This is a genomic window from Melittangium boletus DSM 14713 (genome assembly GCF_002305855.1).
Classification (GTDB): domain Bacteria; phylum Myxococcota; class Myxococcia; order Myxococcales; family Myxococcaceae; genus Cystobacter; species Cystobacter boletus.
The window spans coordinates 4,491,436-4,509,920 of record NZ_CP022163.1 but is presented as its reverse complement, the minus strand read 5'-3'; the positions used below and the strand labels follow the sequence as shown (position 1 = coordinate 4,509,920).

The following is an 18,485-nucleotide window of genomic DNA, read 5'->3' as shown; positions in this document are numbered from 1 at the left end:
GCTCGTGCACGGCAGCCAACAGTGGGGTGCCCCTCCAGGCGAGGAAGTGTGGGGGGGTAGGCGGTGCGCGCTCCCGCGACACGACCCATGTTGTCGCTCTCGGAATGAACAGGAGACCCGTGTCTATGCGGCTTGCCGTTTCCTTGATGTGTCTGGGCCTGTTGGGCGTGCAGGGTGTCGCGAGGGCGCAGCAACAGCCGACACCGGCCTATGTCCCGCCTCCCGTGGAGCAGACGGCGCCCGTGCCGGCGCCCCAATACGTGCCCCCGCCTCCGAGCCAGGGCCCCGTGGAGACGCCGGGGGAGCGCGCCGAGCGCTATAGCCGCTACAGCCGGTTCTCCAGTGGCGAGGGCGGCCTGCTGCTCATCTTCACGGAGCTGATTGGCGGCGCGGTGACGGGCGCCTTCTATGGGCACTCGCTCGAGAACCGCAACGGAGCGTACGTGGGCGGCGTCGTGACGGGCCTGACGCTCGGCACGGCGGCGGCCGTGTACCAGTACTACGTGCCCGTGGAGCGCAACGAGGCCGCGCTGTCCGCGGCGGGCGCGGCGCTCGGCTTCCTGGCGGGCTTTGGCTACGGCACCCAGGCGAACCTCAGCGACAAGAGCCGCGCCGTCACCGCCCTGCTCACCACCCAGTTGGGCATCATCGGCGTGCTCGCGGCCACCGCGCCCGTGGGCGACGTGAGCGACGGGGACACGTCCCTGGTGGCGATGAGCGCGCTCTATGCCTTCGTGCTGACGGGGCTCACCCAGGCCACGGTCGCCCTGGCCAACGAGGGCAAGGATCGCATCAACCTCGCGCCCTCGCTGGTGGCGCCGCTCGTGGGCATGGGCATTGGCGGCCTGCTCGCGGTGCCCTTCGAGCTGCGGCCCAGCCGCGTCTTCAAGCTCACGGCGCTGCCGCTGGGCGTGGGCGCGGTGCTGCTGGTGGTGGGCACGGCGCTCGCGGATGGCCCCGCGGTGCCGCTGTCGGCCATGGGCGGCGTGGCGGCCACCTTCGTCATCACCCTGCTGGCCACCGCGGACGAGCCCAACGCCTATCCGCCCTCGCACACGGGACGGCGGCTGCGCTCCCAGCGCGCCGATTCCTTCAAAGCCATGCCCGTGCCGGTGTTCATGCGCTCGGGCGAGCGCGGGGACTCGCTCACGGCGGGCCCGGGCATGATGCTGCGCTTCTAGCCCTCGGTGTTGCGCAGGAAGTCGGCCACCTCGGCGAAGCGCTGGTCCAGGAACCGGCGCACGCCGCCCTTCACGCCCCGGGCGTCCATGGCCCGCCGCATGCTGCGCAGCCAGGCGTCGCGGTGGTCCAGGTTCACGGGCAGGTGGCCATGGCGCATGCGCAGGCGCGGGTGGCCGTGCCGCTGCATGTAGTGCTGGGGGCCGCCGAGCCAGCCCATGAGGAAGAGGCCGAAGCGCTCGCGCGTGCCCCGGTTCACCCGGCCCTGTTCATCCAGCTCGTGCAGCCGGGCGAGCGCCGGTTCCTCCGCGTCCATGGCGTCGTAGAAGGCCTCGGCCAGCGCCTGGACGCCTGGCTCGCCGCCCAGCCGGTGGAAGGGCATGTCCTCCATGCTGGGCGTCCAGTCATCATCGGGTCCAGGGATGTTCAACGCCACGGGCTTCATCTCGGTGGACATGGTGTGGCTCAACCTCTCGTGCCGCTCGGTCATTTCAGGGCTCAGGACTCCGCCCAGCGCTTGGGGCGCGAGCGGAGCGTGTTGAGGCCCAGGGACTCACACCACGCGAGGTAGCGCGCCCGGGGCACGCCCGTCCAGGCCAGGTCCTCCAGGGACTCGCGGAGCGGCGCGTCCGTCACCACGGTGGCGAGCCGGCGGTACAGGAGCGCGTCCTCGCGCCGCTCGCGCAGGGTGGCCGCGAGCTTGTCCGCGCCCCGGGGCCTCACCGTCCACGCCGCCGCGTCCGGGGGAATCGCCTCCAGGTGCCCATAGGCGGACAGGAGCGCCGTGGCGCCCTTCTCGCCGAAGCCGGGCAGGCCGGGGATGCCATCCGCCGCGTCCCCCACGAGCGCCAGCAGGTCCGGCACGCTCGCCGGGGCCACGCCCAGCCGCGCCTTCACCCCCTCCTCGTCCAGCTCCTTCTGCTGCTTGCGGTCCACCTGCACCACCCGGCGGCCCCGCACGCACTGCCCCAGGTCCTTGTCCGGGGTGAGCAGCCGCACCTGCTCCACCCGCTCCGCCCAGCGCGCCGCGGCCGAGGCCATCGCGTCATCCGCCTCCAGCTCCTTCATGGACCACACGGTGACGCCGAGCGCCCGCACCGCCTCCTCGGCGCCATCGAACTGGGCGTGCAGTTCCGGGGGCACGCCCTCGTCGGACTTGTAGTCCGCGAAGAGCTCGTTGCGGAACGAGCGGATGGGGTTGTCGAAGGCCACGGCCAGGTGGGTGACGGCCTCGTCCGCGTCATGCAGGAGCGCGAGCAGGCTGGAGACGAGCCCCACCGTGGCCTTCACATCCCGGCCATCCGGGGCGCTCGCACCGGGCCGGGGGGAGTAGTGGGCGCGGTAGAGCTCATAGGTACCATCGACGAGGTGCAGGCGCATGGGCCAGCGGTGTAGGAGGTGGACCCTCCACCAGTCAACGGCGAGGCCATGAAGCGCGCCAGGACGAGCCCGCCCCGCGCTAGCGTGGCCCCGTTCCCCATGCGTCCGGAATCCTCCCAGGTCCTCCTCACCACCCCACGGCTGTACGTGACCCAGCTACCTCCGGACGCCGCCGCGCGTGTGCTCACCTACCACACCGCCAACCGCGATCACCTGGGCCCCGTGTCGCCCACGCGCCCCGACAACTTCTTCACCGTCACCTGGTGGCGCTCGCGCCTGGCCCAGGACGCCGAGGACTGGCGGCGCGGCCTGGCCCTGCGCCTCTTCCTCCTGCCGCGCGAGTCGCCGCCCTCCTTCGGCCCCGTGATTGGCAGTGTGTCCCTCTCCGACATCCGCCGGGGGGCCTTGCAGTGCGGGGAGCTGGGCTTCGGGCTGGACGCGCGCCACCAGGGCCTGGGGTTGATGAGCGAGGCCGTGCACGCCCTGTGCGACTACGCCTTCGGGCCCCTGGGGCTGCACCGCCTCCAGGCCAACCACCTGCCGGACAACCACCGCAGCGCCGCGGTGCTGCACCGGGTGGGCTTCAGCGTCGAGGGACTCGCGCGCCAGTCGGTGCTCATCGACGGCCGCTGGAGAGACCATGTCCTCACCGCGCGGCTAGCCCCCGGGGCGCTGGAGCGCTGAGGGCTAGTGGGCGCGCCGCTGGGCGAAGAGCCAGGTGCTCACCGCCTCGTCGAGGTACACCGTGTCGAAGATGTCGTGCCCGAGCCCGGACAGCTCCGTGTAGCGCACCGTGGTGTTGCCCACGGCCTTGATGAGCCGGAGGAAGGCGAGGCTCTCGCTCACGGACACCTCCTTGTCCGCCTCGCCATGCCACATCCACAGGGGCACCCCCTTGAGCCGCTCCGCCACGCTCCGGTCCGCCGAATGCTCGGACACCGCGAGCACGGCCGCGAAGCGCTCGGGCACCCGCGCCGCGAAGCGCACCGTGCCGTGAGCGCCAATGGGCTCCCCGGCCAGGTACACCCGCGAGGCATCTCCCTCGTACTCGGCCAGGGTGCGCTCCAGCGCCTGGAGGGCGAAATCGGCCACGTCCCCACTCCAGTCCCGCCCCGGCGGACACTGGGGCAGCACGAGCAGGGCGGGATAGCGCTCCGGGTACTGGCGGACCGCCTCCGCCAGACGCTGGTTGCGCGGCAGCACGCCCTCGGTGCCGCGCGAGTTCGCCCCATGCAACGCGAGGATGACGGGCCAGCGTTGTCCCGGGCGGTACATGGCCGGCAGGTACACCGAATAGAGGTACGTCGTGCCCCGCACGGTGAGGGACTTCGCCACGAACGAGCCGGGCGCGCCCTGGGGCGTGGAACCCGCCTCCGGAGTGCCCGCCAACAACCACCCCACCAGCGCCAGTGTCACCGCGCCCATGTGCCTCCTCATCTTCTGAGAAAGGCCCCAAGTTAACGCTCCCGCCTGGCGCCTGAATGGCCTTGGCGTGAACGATGCGGGCAAGGGTTGCGTATCCGTCACCTCGGGCACCGCGGGGCGGCCCGCCCAGGCTCCAAGTGCGGCCGCGCGCGTCCTCGGGGTTCGACCCGCCGGGGGGTGACCCCCGAGGACGTGCGCGGCCAGCCGCAGCCAGAAACGCCACCTTGGAGGGGAATGAACGCTGCCTGCGAGCTATCAACCTACTGGAGTCCCGGTTTATTCTCGATATTTTTTCTGGAATTTCTCGCTTGCCGCCCCGCCCGGGAGGGAGGCGGCGCGCCTAGGCCTTGGAGAGCACCCTGCCCAGGAAGAGCAGCACGATGGCGCCGAGCACCGAGCCGATGAAGCTGCTCGCGTGGAAGACGCGCCAGGAGCCCCCGCCGATGACCGACGCGAGGAAGCCCCCCATGAAGGAGCCCGCGATGCCCAGCAGGGTGGTGGCGATGATGCCCATGGCCTGACGGCCCGGCATGAGCGCGCGGGCGATGAGTCCCGCGAAGAAACCGAAGACAATCCACCCACACAGGCTGAACATCGCGCCCTCCTTCTCCTTGATGAGGAGTGAAGCCCCCAGTGTGCATGAAGTACGCGCCTGGGCGAGTTCTATTGCGCGCGAGGGCTAGCGCAGCGGCAGGCCCTGACGGTGCCGCTCGAGCATCGCCTCGCCAATGCGCACCAACCGCGCGCACAGGCCCTCCCTTCCCACGCTCTGGGCGGTGACCCGGGCGCCCTCGAGCAGCAGGTGCAGCTCGTCCGCGAGCAGCTCCGGCTCCACGAGCCCCGCGGCCCGGCCCAGCCCCACGAGCCGCTCGTGCTGCGCGACCTTGTACGCCTCGATGACCGGACGGGCCGGATGCTCCCGCTCCGCCAGCTCCACCGCGGCATTGGCCAGGGCGCACCCGCGCTGGTCCGCGCACGTCGCGTGCTCCGACATCTCCCGCAGCCACTCGCGCAGCTGCTCGAACGGCTCACCCGGGTGCATCCGCTCATAGCGCGCCCAGCTCTCGTTCGACGTGGCCGCGGCCCGGCGCAGGTACTCGGCCACCAGCTCGTCCTTCGAGGCGAAGTGCCGGTACAGCGTCATCTTGTTGGTGCCCGCCGCCTCCGCCACTGCTTCCACTCCCACCGCGCGAATCCCATGCCGGTAGAACAGGTCCGCCGCCGCCAGGAGGATGCGCTCACGCGGTGCCACGCGCTCGCTCCGCCCCCCGCCCTTCACCGTGTCCGCCATGAGTGCACCTCGCCTTGACATGGATGTTACCGGTCGGTATCTCTCTGCCGTTACCGATCGGTAACACCCATTTTATAACGCAGGCCCGGAGCAATTCACATGGCGCCCCATCCGCACGCAGCGTTGTTCACGCCGTATAAGCTGGGAGATCTGGAACTCAAGAACCGCTTCGTGATGGCGCCGATGACGCGCAGCCGGGCGCTGGTGGACGGCAACGTCCCCAACCCCCTGGCCATCACCTATTACGTGCAGCGCGCCTCCGCGGGCCTGCTCATCACCGAGGCCACCCAGGTGAGCCCCCAGGGCGTGGGGTACATCCGCACGCCGGGCATGCACTCGCCCGAGCAGGTGGAGGGTTGGAAGAAGGTGACGGCGGCGGTGCACGAGGCGGGAGGGCGCATCTACGCCCAGCTGTGGCACGTGGGGCGCGTCTCGCATCCGGACTTCCATGGCGGCGAGCTGCCCGTGGCGCCCTCCGCGGTCCCCGTGGACATGGAGGTCTTCACCCACAAGGGCAAGACGCGCACGGTGACGCCGCGCGCCCTTGAGACGCGGGAGCTTCCGGGAATCGTCGAGCAGTTCCGGCGCGCGGCCGAGAACGCCCTGGCGGCGGGCTTCGATGGCGTCGAGCTGCACGGCAGCAACGGCTACCTGCTCGATCAGTTCCTGCGCGACGGAACCAACCAACGTAAGGACGAGTACGGGGGCAGCATCGAGAACCGGGCGCGCCTCCCGCTGGAGGTGGCGCGGGCGGTGGCCGGGGTGTGGGGGGCGAAGCGGGTGGGCTACCGGCTCTCGCCGCAGCCCTTCCCCTACGCGGGCATGTCGGACTCCACGCCGGTCGAGACGTTCACGTACATGGCGCGCGAGCTGAACACGCTGGGGCTGGGCTACATCCACGTGACCGAGGCCGTGTCGGGCAAGACGATTCCGACGGCCGAGCAGCGCATCACCCCGAAGCTGCGCGAGGTGTTCCGGGGCACCGTCATCGTCAACGGCGGCTACGACGCGGCGGCCGGAGAGGCGGCGCTCACCCGGGGCGATGCAGACCTGGTGGCCTACGGCGTGCCGTTCCTCGCCAACCCGGACCTGCCGGAGCGCTTCCGCAACCAGTCCCCGCTCAACGCGCCGGACTTCAACACCTTCTACGCTGGCGAGGAGAAGGGCTACACGGACTACCCGGCGCTGCGCTGAGCCAGGAACATCCGGGGGAACTTGGCATGTCTCTACAGGAAATGATTCGGGAAGTCACGTTCCCGACATGACCTCGAACGTCGACTTGAGCTTGCCCATGCGGAGCGGCCACCGGTAGCCTGCGCGCCTTCATCGGCGAAGGCCTCGCGTGCGCTCCGTCCTCTGTTCTGCCCTCTTCTTGCCGCTCATCCTCGCGTCTGGCCCGGCCGCGGCCCAGGAGCGGCCCACCGGGCGCGTGTCTCGCAGCCGCACCCTTCATGTCCCCATGACCGCGGATGGGACGCCGCCCGAGTTGCATGTCGCGGGAGGCACCGCCACGGTCATCTCGGTGGATGTCCCGATGGGCCCCGAGGGCCCGCGCATCCAGGACGAGCGGGGACGCTTCCGGCTCGTTCCGCTGGAGGGCTCCTCCTTCATCATCCTGCCCAACACCGATGTGCTCGCGGGAGAGCGCCCGCTCCTCATCCTCCCGCTTCAATCGGGTGCGCCCCTCCAGCTCGCGCTCAACTCGCGAGAGGACGAGGTGGACGCGGAGGTGCGGCTCATCCCCCACCAGACTCCTCCTCCTATCGAAAAAGCGGAGGGAGACATGGCCCGTCTCCTCAATTCATCGACCGAGGGCGCGGTCGAACTCCCCCTGCCGAAGAAACGACTCGTGGTGATTGGACGTACCCGCCTGTGGCTCAAATCCGTCCTTCGGATCGAGCAGCGCATCTTCATCTCGCTGGCGGTCTGGGACCTCCCACCGTCCCTTCCACTGGAGCAGCAGCTTCTCCCGTGCGCCGTGATGAAGGAGGGAAAGGTCGTGACGTTGCCCATGTTCCAGGTCGTCGCCTTGCCGTCTGAATCACCTGTCCAACACCGCACCCTGGTGACCTCGCTCCCGGATGGAGCCGAGCAATTGACCCTGCGGGTGAGTGGCGATCGCACTCCGGATGAACGCATCTCGTTCCCACTGCGCCGCGCGAAGCCGACACCATGAGCGAGGCGATCCACCCCAATCAGCTTCGCCCGGGAGATCACATCCGGGAGTACCGCCTCGTGCGTCGTCTGGGAACGGGTGGCTTCGCCATCGTCTTCCTGGCGGAGTACAGGGGCCAGAGCTACGCCGTGAAGGTGGCACTTCAACCCGCCTCGGATGATGACGGGGACCATCTGGACGGATGGATGCGCCGGGAGGCGGTCTCGCTGGAACACCTCTCTCATCCCAACCTGTTGCCCGTTCACGAGTTGGGACGATGGCCACAGCCGAGGACAGGCTACTCCTTCTACGTCACCGACCATGTCCCAGGCACGACCTTCGGCGACTGGAGCCAGACAGGTTCCATCACCCCCTTCCAGTGGGTGGGGGTGCTGTGTGAGGTCCTGCGTCCACTGGAAGCCATGCATGAGCGAGGGATGTGCCACCGTGATCTCAAGTCCGAGAACATCCTGGTACGCGAAGGAGACGACTGGCCGTTCCTCATCGACTTCGGCGCCGTCCATCTACCGTGTGCGCGTCCACTGACGGAGGGCCTCGCCCCGGGCACGATCTACTGCCAACCCCCAGAGACCGTCCGCTTCCTGGTGGGCAAGGCGGTTCTCGAGAAGGGAGCCCGCTTCGAGGCCCGGCCGTCCGCGGACATCTATGCCGTGGGCGTCATTCTTTATGAGGCGCTGACGGGTCACCATCCCTTCGATCCGAAGCTCCCCCTGGCACAACTGCTGTCGGCCATCCTCACCGTGCCACCGGCCGACCCACGGCGGCTCAATCCCGAGGCGCCCGCGTCCCTGTGTGACCTGACCCTGCGCCTGTTGTCGAAGGAGCCCTCCCAGCGTCCGCCGAGCGTCCGCGTCGTACGCGAGGAACTGGAGCGTCTGCGGCAGACGGAGGGAAAGACGCCCACGTGGAGGGCGCCCCTCATCCTCGCCGCCGAGAAGGCCGAACCCATGGAGGACTCGCGGGCTCTGGTGTCGACACACACGGGCGTGGCTCAAATGCCGCGCGAGGAGTCCGCACCCACCGGAGCGACACCGCGAACGAGACACAGGCGGAGGGGAATTCTGACGTGGGCGCTCGGGATGGGATTGCTCGGGTTGATAGGGTGGGGACTTCTCCACCGCGTGGAGACCACCGCGCCGACCCTACCCATGCGCCTCGAACAAGGAGCACACTCCGTGCAGTCTCGCCCAACCCACGAGCCATTCTCCTCCCATGACCTCCTGACCGAGACGCCCACGAGCGGATGCTCGCGCATCCAGATCCTGGTGGGACTGACCGTGGCGCAGTTGGTGGGTTGTGCCACCGCGCCCACCGTGCGTCCGGATCTGGTCAGCTACCTCCAACGGTGCCCCGCCGAGGCGCGCGCCACTCCAGAGAAGCTGGGCTTCCACACCACGGGTCCCACGCCCTATCTGTACGGCAGCTATATCCGCGGGGGAACCTCCGCATCATCGGAGATACCTATCGACCAAGGAGGTCCCCTCAATCTCAAAGCCGGTCCCGTCTCGGCCACCGTGCACCCCCACAATGACCGCCGCACCTATCTGATCGAAGGCATGGCGGTGACCACGAAGATGCGAGTCTATATCCAATTCGACCGCATCCAGGCATCCGATGGCACGTGGCTGCCCATCTGCGGCACGGCGGTCAGCACGGCGGAGAATGTGTACGGCATTCCGACGCGCGAGGCGGTGGTGTTTCCGGCTTCGCCCGTGGACCCGGCGAAGGTGGACCACAGTCCCGGCAGCGTCGTGCTCAACGACCCCCAGTTCATGACCTTTATCGAGCCCCCCGAGGGGGCACGCCGGGCGAAGATCGAGGTGGCGGACCCCGACGCGAAGGTGGATCTTGAGTTCTAACAACTCAAGTCGACACGGGGTCGGAATCTTCCAATGCCGCTGCGCGTGAATTCTTCCCTCGACGACACGCTCTCGTCTTGAATTGACAGGCCTTATACAGAACCGTACCGTCCATTCACTCCTGGTGAGACAGCCATCACTTTCCGTTGCCACTCCCAGGAGTCAGGACGCAGCCCAACACGCGCGGAGAGTCATCAGCTCATGGTCCATACTTTCGGTAAGGTCGCACTGGCGTTGCTCGCGTCGGTAACGGCTCCTTCATCCCTGCCCTTGGATGAGCAAGGCACGGATCTCATGGAGAAGGCCGCCACCACCGCCACCATTTGTTTCAGCTCGGCCACGCCGGCCGGCTGGGTGGACATCCAGTGGTATTACTCGTCGAGCTGTGGCACCGGCTCCTTCGCGCCGAACACCAAGAGGATCCAACTGCTCACGGGCGAGCCCATCGGCACGAGGGTCAACGCCTGTAATTCCTCGTATGTTCCGGCCGGGTGGGTCCAGACGGCCTACTACTACAACAGCAGCTGTCAGTCCGGGAGCGTGGGGAGCCTGAACCCCAACACCTGGACGCTGCAGCGTGTGAATTGACCCTCGGCGTCAGGTGCGCACGAGCCCAGGCCGCGGTTTCCGGAGAGTCGCTCCGGAAACTCGCGGCCTTCGCGTCGTGACAAAGGTAGCGCTCAGGACGACCCGCGTGCCACCTCGCGCAGGCTCTCCTCCACGCCGCCAAGCAATTCCTCCAGCGCGGCGTCGGGGATGTTGAGCGCGGGGGCCACGTACACCGTGTCGCCCAGGGGCCGCAGGTACAGCCCGCGCCGGCGCGCCGCCTCGTACACGCGCCAGCCCGCTCGTGCGAGGTAGCCCCCTCCCCCCAGGTCCACCGCGCCCACCATCCCGAGCGCCCTCGGGCGCGTCACGCCGGGAATCGTCTCCGCCATGCGCTCGAAGGCCGCCCTCACCCGGGGCGCCTTGCGCGCCACCTGCCCGAGCACGTCCTCATCCCGGTACACCGCCAGCACCTCGCGCGCCACCGCCGAGCCCAGTGGGTTGCCGCAGTACGAGTGCCCGTAATACAGCGCCCGCTCGGGCCCACCGCCGAAGCCCGTGAAGATCCGCTCGGTGGCGAGCGTCGCCCCGAAGGGCAGGATTCCCCCCGACAGCGCCTTGGCCAGACACAGCAGGTCCGGCACCACGTCCGCCAGGTCGCACGCGAAGCGCGCCCCCGTGCGGCCCAGGCCCGTGAAGACCTCGTCGGCGATGAGGAAGGTGTCCACCGCCCGCGTGGCCTCGCGCACCGCCCGGAGGAAGGCGGGGGCGTACATCTGCATGCCCGCCGCTCCCTGAATCAACGGCTCCACGATGACGGCCGCGATCTCATCCGGGTGCTCGCGCAGGGCCGATTCCACCTGGGCGAAGGCGCGCTCCCAACCCGAGGGCTCCGCCGGAGACGGCACGTGCACCACGTCGAAGAGCAGCGGGCCGAAGACATCGCGGAACACCTCCACGCCGCCCACGCTGGTGGCGCCGATCGTCTCTCCATGGAAGGCGCCCGAGAGCGTGATGAAGCGCGTGCGCTGGGGACGTCCGTTCTGCGCCCAGTACTGCGCCGCCATCTTGATGGCGACCTCCACCGCCGTGCTTCCGTTGTCCGAATAGAAGACGCGCGAGAGCCGCGCCGCCTCGGGCACATCCGCGCGTCCGGCACCGGGCGCCAGGGCGGCCAGTTCCTCGGCCAGCAGGGCCGCCGGCTCATGCGTCACGCCCGCGAGCGAGGCATGGGGAAAGCGCCCGGCCTGCTCGACGAGCGCCCGGACGAGGCGCGGGTGACGGTGCCCCAGGGTGGACACCCACCACGAGCCATTGGCGTCCAGGTAGCGCGTGCCATCCGCGTCCCGGAGATAGGGGCCCTCGGCATCCACCACCACGAGCGGATCCGTCCTGGCGATGTACTCATCCATCGCGGTGTAGGGGTGCCACACGTACCGCTTGTCCCGCGCGACGACGTCCGAACGCTCCATCTCTCCGTCCCCTGGGTTGAGAACCGAGGCCCCGGCTAACAGCGCCTCCAGGCGATGTCGATGACGAAAGCGCGCATCTCTCCCCGGAGACGCGCGGACTCAGGCCAGAATCCCTCCCGTGAACTTCATCGAGAACGAGACGCGCGACAAACTCCGGGGCGGCTACTACACCGACCCCGCCATCGCCGCGTATCTCGTCCGATGGGTCCTGGAGGTGAGGCCCCGCGCGGTGCTGGAGCCCAGCTGCGGAGACGGCGCGTTCTTCCGAGCCTTGAAGCAGACCCCGGAGCCCACCGGACTCGAACGGCTCGTGGCCTGTGAGCTCGACGGAGAGGAGGCCGCCAAGGCATGCCAGGAGGCCCAGGCGCTGCCCGGAGTCCGGGCCGAGGTCCACCATGCGGACTTCCTCGACTGGGCGCTCGGACGGATGCACGAGCCACCCGAGTTCGACGCCGTGGTGGGCAATCCCCCCTTCATCCGCTACCAGTACCTGAGTGACACGGCGCAGGGGCTCGCCGCGCGGGTCATCACCCACTTCGGGCTGCGCTTCACCCGGCACACCAACGCCTGGGTGCCGTTCGTCATCGCCGCGCTCTCACGGCTCAAGCCCGGTGGCCGTCTGGCCATGGTCGTCCCAGCGGAGCTCCTGCACGTGCTCCACGCCGACTCCGCGCGCCGCTACCTCTTGCGCACCTGCTCGCGCATCCTCGTGTTGGACCCCGAGGAACTCTGGTTCGAGAACACGCAACAGGGCGTGGTGCTACTGATGGCGGAGAAGCGGCGGGCGGACGCCCCCGAGGGCACACTCGGCGCGGTGGCCATCACCCGCATCCGGGGCCGGGAGTGCCTGGCGAGCACCCCCGCCAGACATGTCGAGGGCGCCGAATACGTCCCCGGCGAGGAGCTGCCGGGCAAGTGGATGCTCGCGCTGCTCACGGCGAGGGAGCGCGCCATCCTCGGGGGGTTGCGAGGACACGAGGCCGTGCGGCCCTTCTCGCGCATCGCCAGGGTGGCGGTGGGCATCGTCACGGGGGCCAACAAGTTCTTCCTGGTGCCGGACTCGGTGGTGGAGGAGTACGGACTCGGCGCCTACGCCTGGCCCATGTTCGGGCGCAGCGCGCACGTCGAGGGCATCATCTATGACGCGCGCGCCCACGCGGAGAACAAGCGCCAGGGCCTGCCCACCAACTTCCTGTGGTTCAAGGACGCGCCCCGCGACGCCCTGCCCGAGCGCGTGCGCGCGTACATCGAGCGGGGCGAGGCGATGCGGCTTCACGAGCGCTTCAAGTGCCGCATCCGCGAGCCCTGGTACACCGTCCCCTCGGTCTTCACCGCGCCGGTGGGGATGCTCAAGCGCTGCCACGACTACCCGCGGTTGATCCACAACGCGCACGGCGCCTACACGACGGACACCGCGTACCGCATCTTCCCCCGGGAGCCCTCCGCGCCGCGGCTCGTGCACGCCTTCGTCAACTCCCTCACGGCCCTGTGCGCGGAGCTCGAGGGGCGGCATTACGGCGGGGGAGTGCTCGAGCTGGTGCCCTCGGAGATCAACCGGCTCCTGGTGCCCCTGCCGCCCGAGGGGGGCGAGGACCTGGGAGACCTCGATGCCCTCTGCCGGGCGAACCTGCCCGCGGAGGAAGTGCTCGCCCAGCGGGACTCCGTGTTGCTCGGAGGCATCGGCTTGTCGCCTGGAGAATGGGGAGAGCTCCAACGCGCGTGGGGACGGCTGCGCCACCGGCGCCAGCGCACGGGCGGTGGGGACGAGGCCGAACCCGGCGAGGAGTGAAAGACCTGGTGGGTCGGGAACGTCCCGGAAAACCCGGTCAACTGGGTCATGGGTGCCGCACCCCCTCGCGTGTCGGAAAACCAAAACTTCACGCACAGAGGGGGTTGGCGATTCGACGCGGCGTGACAACCCATGGGCGGCCACCCTCCCCAGGTGAACCCCATGGCGTTGTCAACCGCTCCCGCGATTTCCCAGGCGCAGACTCCCACCCTGGAGGTGGGCCGAATCGCATGGCGGCTGTTCTTCCTCCAACAGCTCAACCTGTTCACGTCCCTGCCGTGCGCCATCTACATCGTGCTGCTCATCGCCCAGATTCCCCCCGAGCAGGCGGCGGTGGCGATGATGCCCATCCCGGTGTTCGCGCTGTTGTGCGGCATCGCGGCGCCGCTGGGCCTGGTGTGGTGGCTGACCCATCGCGCCTTCGCCGTGAATCCCGGTGACGCGCCCGGGGCCCGGCTCGTGCGACTGCTCAAGCTGCCGCAGCTGCTCGAGGTCAGCATCCTCTCCGTCTATATCCTGGGCAACTCGGCCTACCTGTTGTGGCTCGCGCTGCGCCTGGACAAGCCGCTCTACATCGTGCCCTGGGGCTCGGGTGTCATCCTGGTGATGATGATGCTGGTGATGATCTGGACGCGCGTGTTCATCCAGCGCCAGCTCATGCCCCACGCCGTCGAGGAGTTCTTCCGCGCGCCCCAGGCCCGGCTGCCGGACTCGCACGGCGTCTTCTGGCCCCGGCAGAGCTGGTACCTGCCGTACTGCTTCGCCCTGTTCGTCACGTGCACCGTGTTCTCCCTGGGCTCCATCGTCGTGCGCATGGGCATGGACCTGTACGCGGAGCTGGTGCGGGCGCTGCCCGTGGCGCTGCTCGCGTCGGTGAACGAGGCCATCTCCAACTTCCTGAGCGAGGCGTCGCTCCCGCTGTTCCTCGTGAGCCTCTACATGCTCGTCACCAGCGCGTGCGCGGCGTGGCTGCTCACGCGCCAGCAGGAGCAGGGCACGCTCGCCGTGCGCGACTCCATCGAGGGCTTCGCCAACGGGGCGCCCCGCATGCCGGCGTGGGTGACGACGGACGAGACGGGAGACCTGTCGCGCGCCACCGCGCGGGCCTACCACAAGCTGCGCGACTTCTCGCTGTCCCTGGACCGCACCGCGAGCCGGCTGGGCAGCAGCGCCTCCCAGTTGCACCACGCCAACAGCCAGCAGAACGAGGCCATCACCCGACAGGCGGCCGCGCTGCAGCAGGCCCAGGAGACGGCCAAGGAAATCCAGGAGACGTCGCGGATGACGTCCCAGAAGGCGGAGGCCATCCTCCAGCAGACGGCGCGCTTCCAGGAGCTGGGCGAGCGCGGCGAGGCCACCATCCATCAGAGCATCGAGGGCCTGCAGGCCATCCACACGCAGGTGGGCTCCATGGCGGACAACATCCGCGAGTTGAACGTGCGCGCCCGGGAGATCGATTCCATCGCCCGGGTGGTGAAGGACCTGACCACGCGCTCCAACATGCTCGCGCTCAACGCGGCCATCGAGTCGGTGCGCTCGGGTGAGCACGGCAAGGGCTTTGGCGTGGTGGCGCGGGAGATCCGCCTGATGGCGGACCAGTCCAGCAAGGCGGCCGGCGAGGTGCGCGACATGCTCACGGGCCTCACCGAGGCCATCCGTCGCACGGTGGAGCTCACGGAGAAGGGCGCCGAGACGGTCAGCACCAGCGTGGAGCAGGTGAAGGCCACGGGCGACAGCCTGCGCTCGCTCACCACGCTCGTGCACGACAGCGTCAACTCGGTGCGGCAGATCAGCGCCACGGTGGGCCAGCAGGACACGGGCGTGACGCAAATCTTCGAAGCCATCAACGACCTGAGCGGCATCATGGTGGACACGCTCACGCAGCTCGGGGAGATGGACGAGGTGTCGCGCAGCGTCACCGAGGTGGCCAAGGACGTGCACGGCCTCATCACCCAGCACGGCTGGGAGCAGCAGGGCTCGGCGCACTGAGGCGGGAGCAGCGCCGTCAGTGCTCGGCGGCGATGGCCGAGGGGTCCCCGGAACGCAGCAGCTCCGCGAGCCAGCGCGCCCCCTCGCGGTAGCGGGGGTTGCGGCCCTGCCAATCGAGCATCCCCAGCACCACGTCGAGCACCGTGCGCACGAACAGGTGGGTGGACGGGCCGTCGTCGAAGGCCACGAGCCGCGCCAGGCGCTCCAGCAACTCCTGGTGCAGGGCCGTCACGGCCCGGAACGCCCGCCCGGGGCCACACAGGGCCACCGCGCCCACCACGCCCTCGCGCGCGTCCCGGGGCGCGGAGAAGAGATCATCCGTCATGCAGGTGACGACGTTGGCCACGTCGACGATGCGCTCGAACTCGTCCCGCCACTCCACGCCCTGGAGGGCGAGGTACATCAGGAAAACGCACTCCATGCCGCCCCGGACGCGGCGCACGCCGAAGTACTCCCCCAGTGAGTCCACGCGGGGCACGTCCCCCGTCTGACTGACGATGTGGTCCCACACGGCGCGCTGGTAGCGGGGGTGGTTCTCCAGGGGATATCCCAGGGCGCGCAGCTGCCGCCGGTGCGCCAGCAGCAGGGCCGCCGCCTGCGCGGGGAAGGCCCACCGGTCCTCGTCCTGGGGTTCGAGCCCCTGGAACGGCGTCTCATCACCCCACCAGGCCCGGGCCAGGACTCGCCGCAGCTCGGGCAGGTAGGCGGCGGACAAGGCATCGCGCTCCGCGTCCACCAGATCATCGAGCTTCCAGAAACAGGCGAACCACGAAACCAGCGCCTCGGCCTCCTCCCGCTTCACCTCCCGCGCGGGGCGGAAGGTGTGGGCGGAGTAGCTGATCGCCAGCTCCACGAGGCCCCGCCAGGAAGCCGCGGGCGCCGTGTGGAAGGGCGCCTGGGCCAGCTCGTGCTGGAAGTGGGCACGAACCGAGGAAAAGCCGGATCCCTCCACCACGACCGGGCCCGATCCCCACTGGTCGGGGCGAAGGAAGAGCGCCGAGCGCCGCAGGAGGGCGGCCAGCTCGGACCGGGGGCCCCGATGGACGGCCTCACGAGGGCGCGCCCAATCGGGCAGGGCGGAGGAAGACGAGGAGGTGATGCCAGGGGGACAGGTGGACATGGGGGGCTCGGAGAAGTCAGAAGGAGGGAGCTGGCGGAACACGCCACCGAGGCCTAGGAGTAGGCACGGACGGGCGAGGGCGGAAGCGAGGCCCTGATCGCCCTGGGGCCGCGGGTGGGTCCCACCGCCCGGACGTGGGGTGGCCTGCCTCCTCGCCCCGTGTTGGAGGACGAAAGGAGAGGCGGCGGGCAGCGGAAACCCGCGTTAGATGGAGCCCGTGGCCGCCAACCTCCGCCTCCGCCTGCTCGAGTCCATCACCGATGTCTCCGCCACCGACTGGGATGCCCTCACCGGACCCGCGGCCCCGCCCTTCGTGCGCCACGCGTGGCTCGCGGCCATGGAGGAGAGTGGCAGCGCGACGAAGGAGACGGGCTGGGAGCCCCAGCACCTGACGCTCTGGCGGGGAAAGAAGCTCGTGGCCGCGTCACCCGCCTACCGCAAGCACCACAGCATGGGCGAGTACATCTATGACTTCGCGTGGGCGGGCGCCGCCGAGCGGCTGGGCATCGAGTACTACCCCAAGCTCGTCGTGGGCGCGCCGCTATCGCCCGCGACCAGCGCGCGCTTCCTCATCGCCCCGGGCGAGGACGTGCCCACGCTGCGCCTCGCCTTGATTCAAGCGGCGGTGGAGAGCGCGAAGGAGAGCGGCTGCTCCTCGGTGCACTTCCTCTACCCGCTGGAGGAAGAGGCGGCGCTGCTGGAGGAACAGGGGCTCGCGCGGCGCATCACCCTGCAATTCCACTGGAAGAACCCGGGCTACCGCAGCTACGACGACTACCTGTCGCGCTTCGACTCCAAGCGCCGCTCGCAGCTCAAGCGCGAGCGGGGAGCGGCCGCCACGCAGGGCATCACCGTGCGCACGGTGCGGGGGGCCGAGCTGGGACTGGAGCACGCGCGGCGCGCCTACCGTTTCTACGAGGCCACGTGCGCGAGCCGGGGTCCCTGGGGCCAGGTGCAGCTCACCGAGGACTTCTTCGTGCGCGCGTTCCAGGCGATGCCCGAGCAGGTGGAGCTGGTGCAGGCCGAGCGCGGGGGCGAGGTCATCGCCGGGGCCTTCAACCTCGTCACCGCCGAGCGCCTCTATGGCCGCTATTGGGGCTGCTTCGAGGAGCACCCCTTCCTGCACTTCCACGTCTGCCTGTACCACTCGGTGGAGGAGTCCATCCAGGCGGGACGCCAGGTGTTCGAGCCCGGCGCGGGGGGCGAGCACAAGATTTCCCGGGGCTTCGAGCCCACGGCGGTGCACAGCGCGCACCTGATCTTCCATCGCACCTTGGATCGGGCGGTGCGCGACTTCCTCCACCGCGAGCACGCGCATCTGAGCCCCGCGGTCGAGCAGGCCGAGCAGCTCGCGGGCCTCAAGCCCTGGCCGCCGCCGGGCCGCTAGCCCTGGCCCGTCCACCCGCTTGGACCCGGGGCCACCGGACGAGGGATGGGTCACGGGAGCCTGTCGGAAAAGTGAATCGGGTGGAAACAACCCGCTAGAGTCCCCCCGCTATGAAAGCGCCTGAGACGGATGAAGACTTCGTGCAGTGGTATGAGGACTGCTGGGCGGATCGGGACGAGGTGGAATACCCCAAGCTGTTCGGGGCCATCCACGAGGACGTCATCGCGCTAGAGGGGTCGGGAGCGCTGGAGGCCTGGCTGGACAATGACGATCCGAGCCTGCCGAAGGAGGCGGATCCGAACTGGCTGCCCATGGGCGTGCGCGTCGCGCCGCCGTCGCCCGAGTACCCGTACTGGACCTATGTGACGAGCGGGTTGTCCAACCCCTTCACCCTGGCGCCGGGAGACGACCTCCCCGAGGGAGCATCGAGTGGCCTCGGCTACGAGATGGTCATCCATACGCCCACGGAGGAGCGCTGGCCGGTGCTGCGGCTGCTGGACATGATGGCCTACAACCTCGTGTGCGCGCGGCTCTTCGCGGTGGGGCACCGCTACCCGGTGGAGGGCACGTTGACGGGCGGAGACACGAAGCTCAGCGGCTTCGTCTTCGTGACGGACCCCTCGCGCCCGGCGCACTTCGACCTGCCCTCGGGCAAGGTGCAGCTGATCACCCTGGTGGGTGTGACGAAGAACGAGATGGCCTTCTCGCGCTCCAACGGCATGGATCGGCTGATGGCGAAGCTGACGGACGCGGGCCCGGCCTACATCACCCGGCCGGACCGTGACGAGGTGAAGCTCTAGCCCCACGCCCCAAGGGCCCCTCCCCGCGAGGGGAGGGAGCCCCGGCCCGGGGAGACAGGAACGACCCGGGGC

17 protein-coding genes are annotated in these 18,485 nt (G+C 69.5%); 10 read left to right on the top strand and 7 right to left on the bottom strand.

The annotated features are described in order from the left end of the window. Positions 1 to 125: 125 nt before the first annotated feature. Entirely contained in the window at positions 126 to 1,181 is a 1,056-nt protein-coding gene (locus MEBOL_RS19015) for a hypothetical protein (RefSeq protein WP_157775236.1), read from the top strand. Here the strand turns inward: MEBOL_RS19015 and MEBOL_RS19010 are convergent. Together MEBOL_RS19010 and MEBOL_RS19005 are read right to left on the bottom strand one after the other, a co-directional pair. Then, positions 1,178 to 1,636 carry a group II truncated hemoglobin gene (locus tag MEBOL_RS19010; protein WP_095982867.1) on the bottom strand — a complete coding sequence of 153 codons (459 nt, stop codon included), beginning with the start codon at positions 1,634 to 1,636 and terminating at the stop codon, positions 1,178 to 1,180. The two genes, MEBOL_RS19015 and MEBOL_RS19010, sit on opposite strands and share 4 nt — an antisense overlap. Before the next feature lie 41 nt (positions 1,637 to 1,677). After that, a complete protein-coding gene (locus tag MEBOL_RS19005) occupies positions 1,678 to 2,559 on the bottom strand; it encodes a 5'-3' exonuclease (protein ID WP_095978770.1) in 882 nt (293 codons plus the stop codon). A gap of 99 nt (positions 2,560 to 2,658) precedes the next feature. On the opposite strand from MEBOL_RS19005, the gene MEBOL_RS19000 reads away from it, so the two are divergent. Continuing rightward, entirely contained in the window at positions 2,659 to 3,243 is a 585-nt protein-coding gene (locus MEBOL_RS19000; protein ID WP_095978769.1) for a GNAT family N-acetyltransferase, read from the top strand. A gap of 3 nt (positions 3,244 to 3,246) precedes the next feature. Here MEBOL_RS19000 and MEBOL_RS18995 read toward each other — a convergent pair whose 3' ends face one another. The 3 genes from MEBOL_RS18995 to MEBOL_RS18985 all read right to left on the bottom strand — a co-directional run bounded on the left by MEBOL_RS18995 (position 3,247) and on the right by MEBOL_RS18985 (position 5,275). Beyond that, complete coding sequence (locus MEBOL_RS18995) at positions 3,247 to 3,984, bottom strand: carboxylesterase family protein (protein WP_095978768.1); 738 nt, start codon at positions 3,982 to 3,984, stop codon at positions 3,247 to 3,249. 340 nt (positions 3,985 to 4,324) lie between these two features. Next, complete coding sequence (locus MEBOL_RS18990; RefSeq protein ID WP_095978767.1) at positions 4,325 to 4,579, bottom strand: GlsB/YeaQ/YmgE family stress response membrane protein; 255 nt, start codon at positions 4,577 to 4,579, stop codon at positions 4,325 to 4,327. An 84-nt stretch (positions 4,580 to 4,663) separates the two neighbouring features. Further along, positions 4,664 to 5,275 (bottom strand): TetR/AcrR family transcriptional regulator, encoded by a 612-nt coding sequence (locus MEBOL_RS18985; RefSeq protein ID WP_095978766.1) that lies wholly within the window; start codon positions 5,273 to 5,275, stop codon positions 4,664 to 4,666. A 99-nt stretch (positions 5,276 to 5,374) separates the two neighbouring features. Here MEBOL_RS18985 and MEBOL_RS18980 point away from each other — a divergent pair, with 99 nt between their 5' ends. From MEBOL_RS18980 to MEBOL_RS18965, 4 genes are all read left to right on the top strand, one after another. Further along, a complete protein-coding gene (locus MEBOL_RS18980; protein WP_095978765.1) occupies positions 5,375 to 6,469 on the top strand; it encodes an alkene reductase in 1,095 nt (364 codons plus the stop codon). A 148-nt stretch (positions 6,470 to 6,617) separates the two neighbouring features. Further along, entirely contained in the window at positions 6,618 to 7,451 is an 834-nt protein-coding gene (locus tag MEBOL_RS18975; protein WP_095978764.1) for a DUF2381 family protein, read from the top strand. Next, a complete protein-coding gene (locus tag MEBOL_RS18970; protein WP_095978763.1) occupies positions 7,448 to 9,310 on the top strand; it encodes a serine/threonine protein kinase in 1,863 nt (620 codons plus the stop codon). Before MEBOL_RS18975 ends, MEBOL_RS18970 begins: the two co-directional genes overlap by 4 nt. A 201-nt stretch (positions 9,311 to 9,511) precedes the next feature. Beyond that, the gene (locus MEBOL_RS18965) at positions 9,512 to 9,898 is read left to right on the top strand and encodes a hypothetical protein (protein ID WP_157775234.1); all 387 of its coding nucleotides are present in this window, start codon (positions 9,512 to 9,514) and stop codon (positions 9,896 to 9,898) included. Positions 9,899 to 9,990: 92 nt separating this feature from the next. Here the strand turns inward: MEBOL_RS18965 and bioA are convergent, their stop codons facing one another. Next, entirely contained in the window at positions 9,991 to 11,328 is a 1,338-nt protein-coding gene (gene bioA, locus MEBOL_RS18960) for an adenosylmethionine--8-amino-7-oxononanoate transaminase (protein WP_095978761.1), read from the bottom strand. Between the two features lie 118 nt (positions 11,329 to 11,446). Here bioA and MEBOL_RS18955 point away from each other — a divergent pair, with 118 nt between their 5' ends. After that, positions 11,447 to 13,117, top strand: coding sequence for an Eco57I restriction-modification methylase domain-containing protein (locus MEBOL_RS18955; RefSeq protein WP_095978760.1), 1,671 nt, complete (start codon positions 11,447 to 11,449; stop codon positions 13,115 to 13,117). Between the two features lie 162 nt (positions 13,118 to 13,279). Further along, the gene (locus MEBOL_RS18950; RefSeq protein ID WP_157775231.1) at positions 13,280 to 15,106 is read left to right on the top strand and encodes a methyl-accepting chemotaxis protein; all 1,827 of its coding nucleotides are present in this window, start codon (positions 13,280 to 13,282) and stop codon (positions 15,104 to 15,106) included. A gap of 16 nt (positions 15,107 to 15,122) precedes the next feature. Here the strand turns inward: MEBOL_RS18950 and MEBOL_RS18945 are convergent, their stop codons facing one another. Beyond that, a complete protein-coding gene (locus MEBOL_RS18945; protein WP_095978758.1) occupies positions 15,123 to 16,226 on the bottom strand; it encodes a terpene synthase family protein in 1,104 nt (367 codons plus the stop codon). A gap of 208 nt (positions 16,227 to 16,434) precedes the next feature. On the opposite strand from MEBOL_RS18945, the gene MEBOL_RS18940 reads away from it, so the two are divergent. Then, positions 16,435 to 17,613 (top strand): GNAT family N-acetyltransferase, encoded by a 1,179-nt coding sequence (locus tag MEBOL_RS18940; RefSeq protein ID WP_095978757.1) that lies wholly within the window; start codon positions 16,435 to 16,437, stop codon positions 17,611 to 17,613. Positions 17,614 to 17,723: 110 nt separating this feature from the next. Further along, entirely contained in the window at positions 17,724 to 18,413 is a 690-nt protein-coding gene (locus tag MEBOL_RS18935; RefSeq protein WP_095978756.1) for a suppressor of fused domain protein, read from the top strand. Positions 18,414 to 18,485 lie beyond the last annotated feature (72 nt).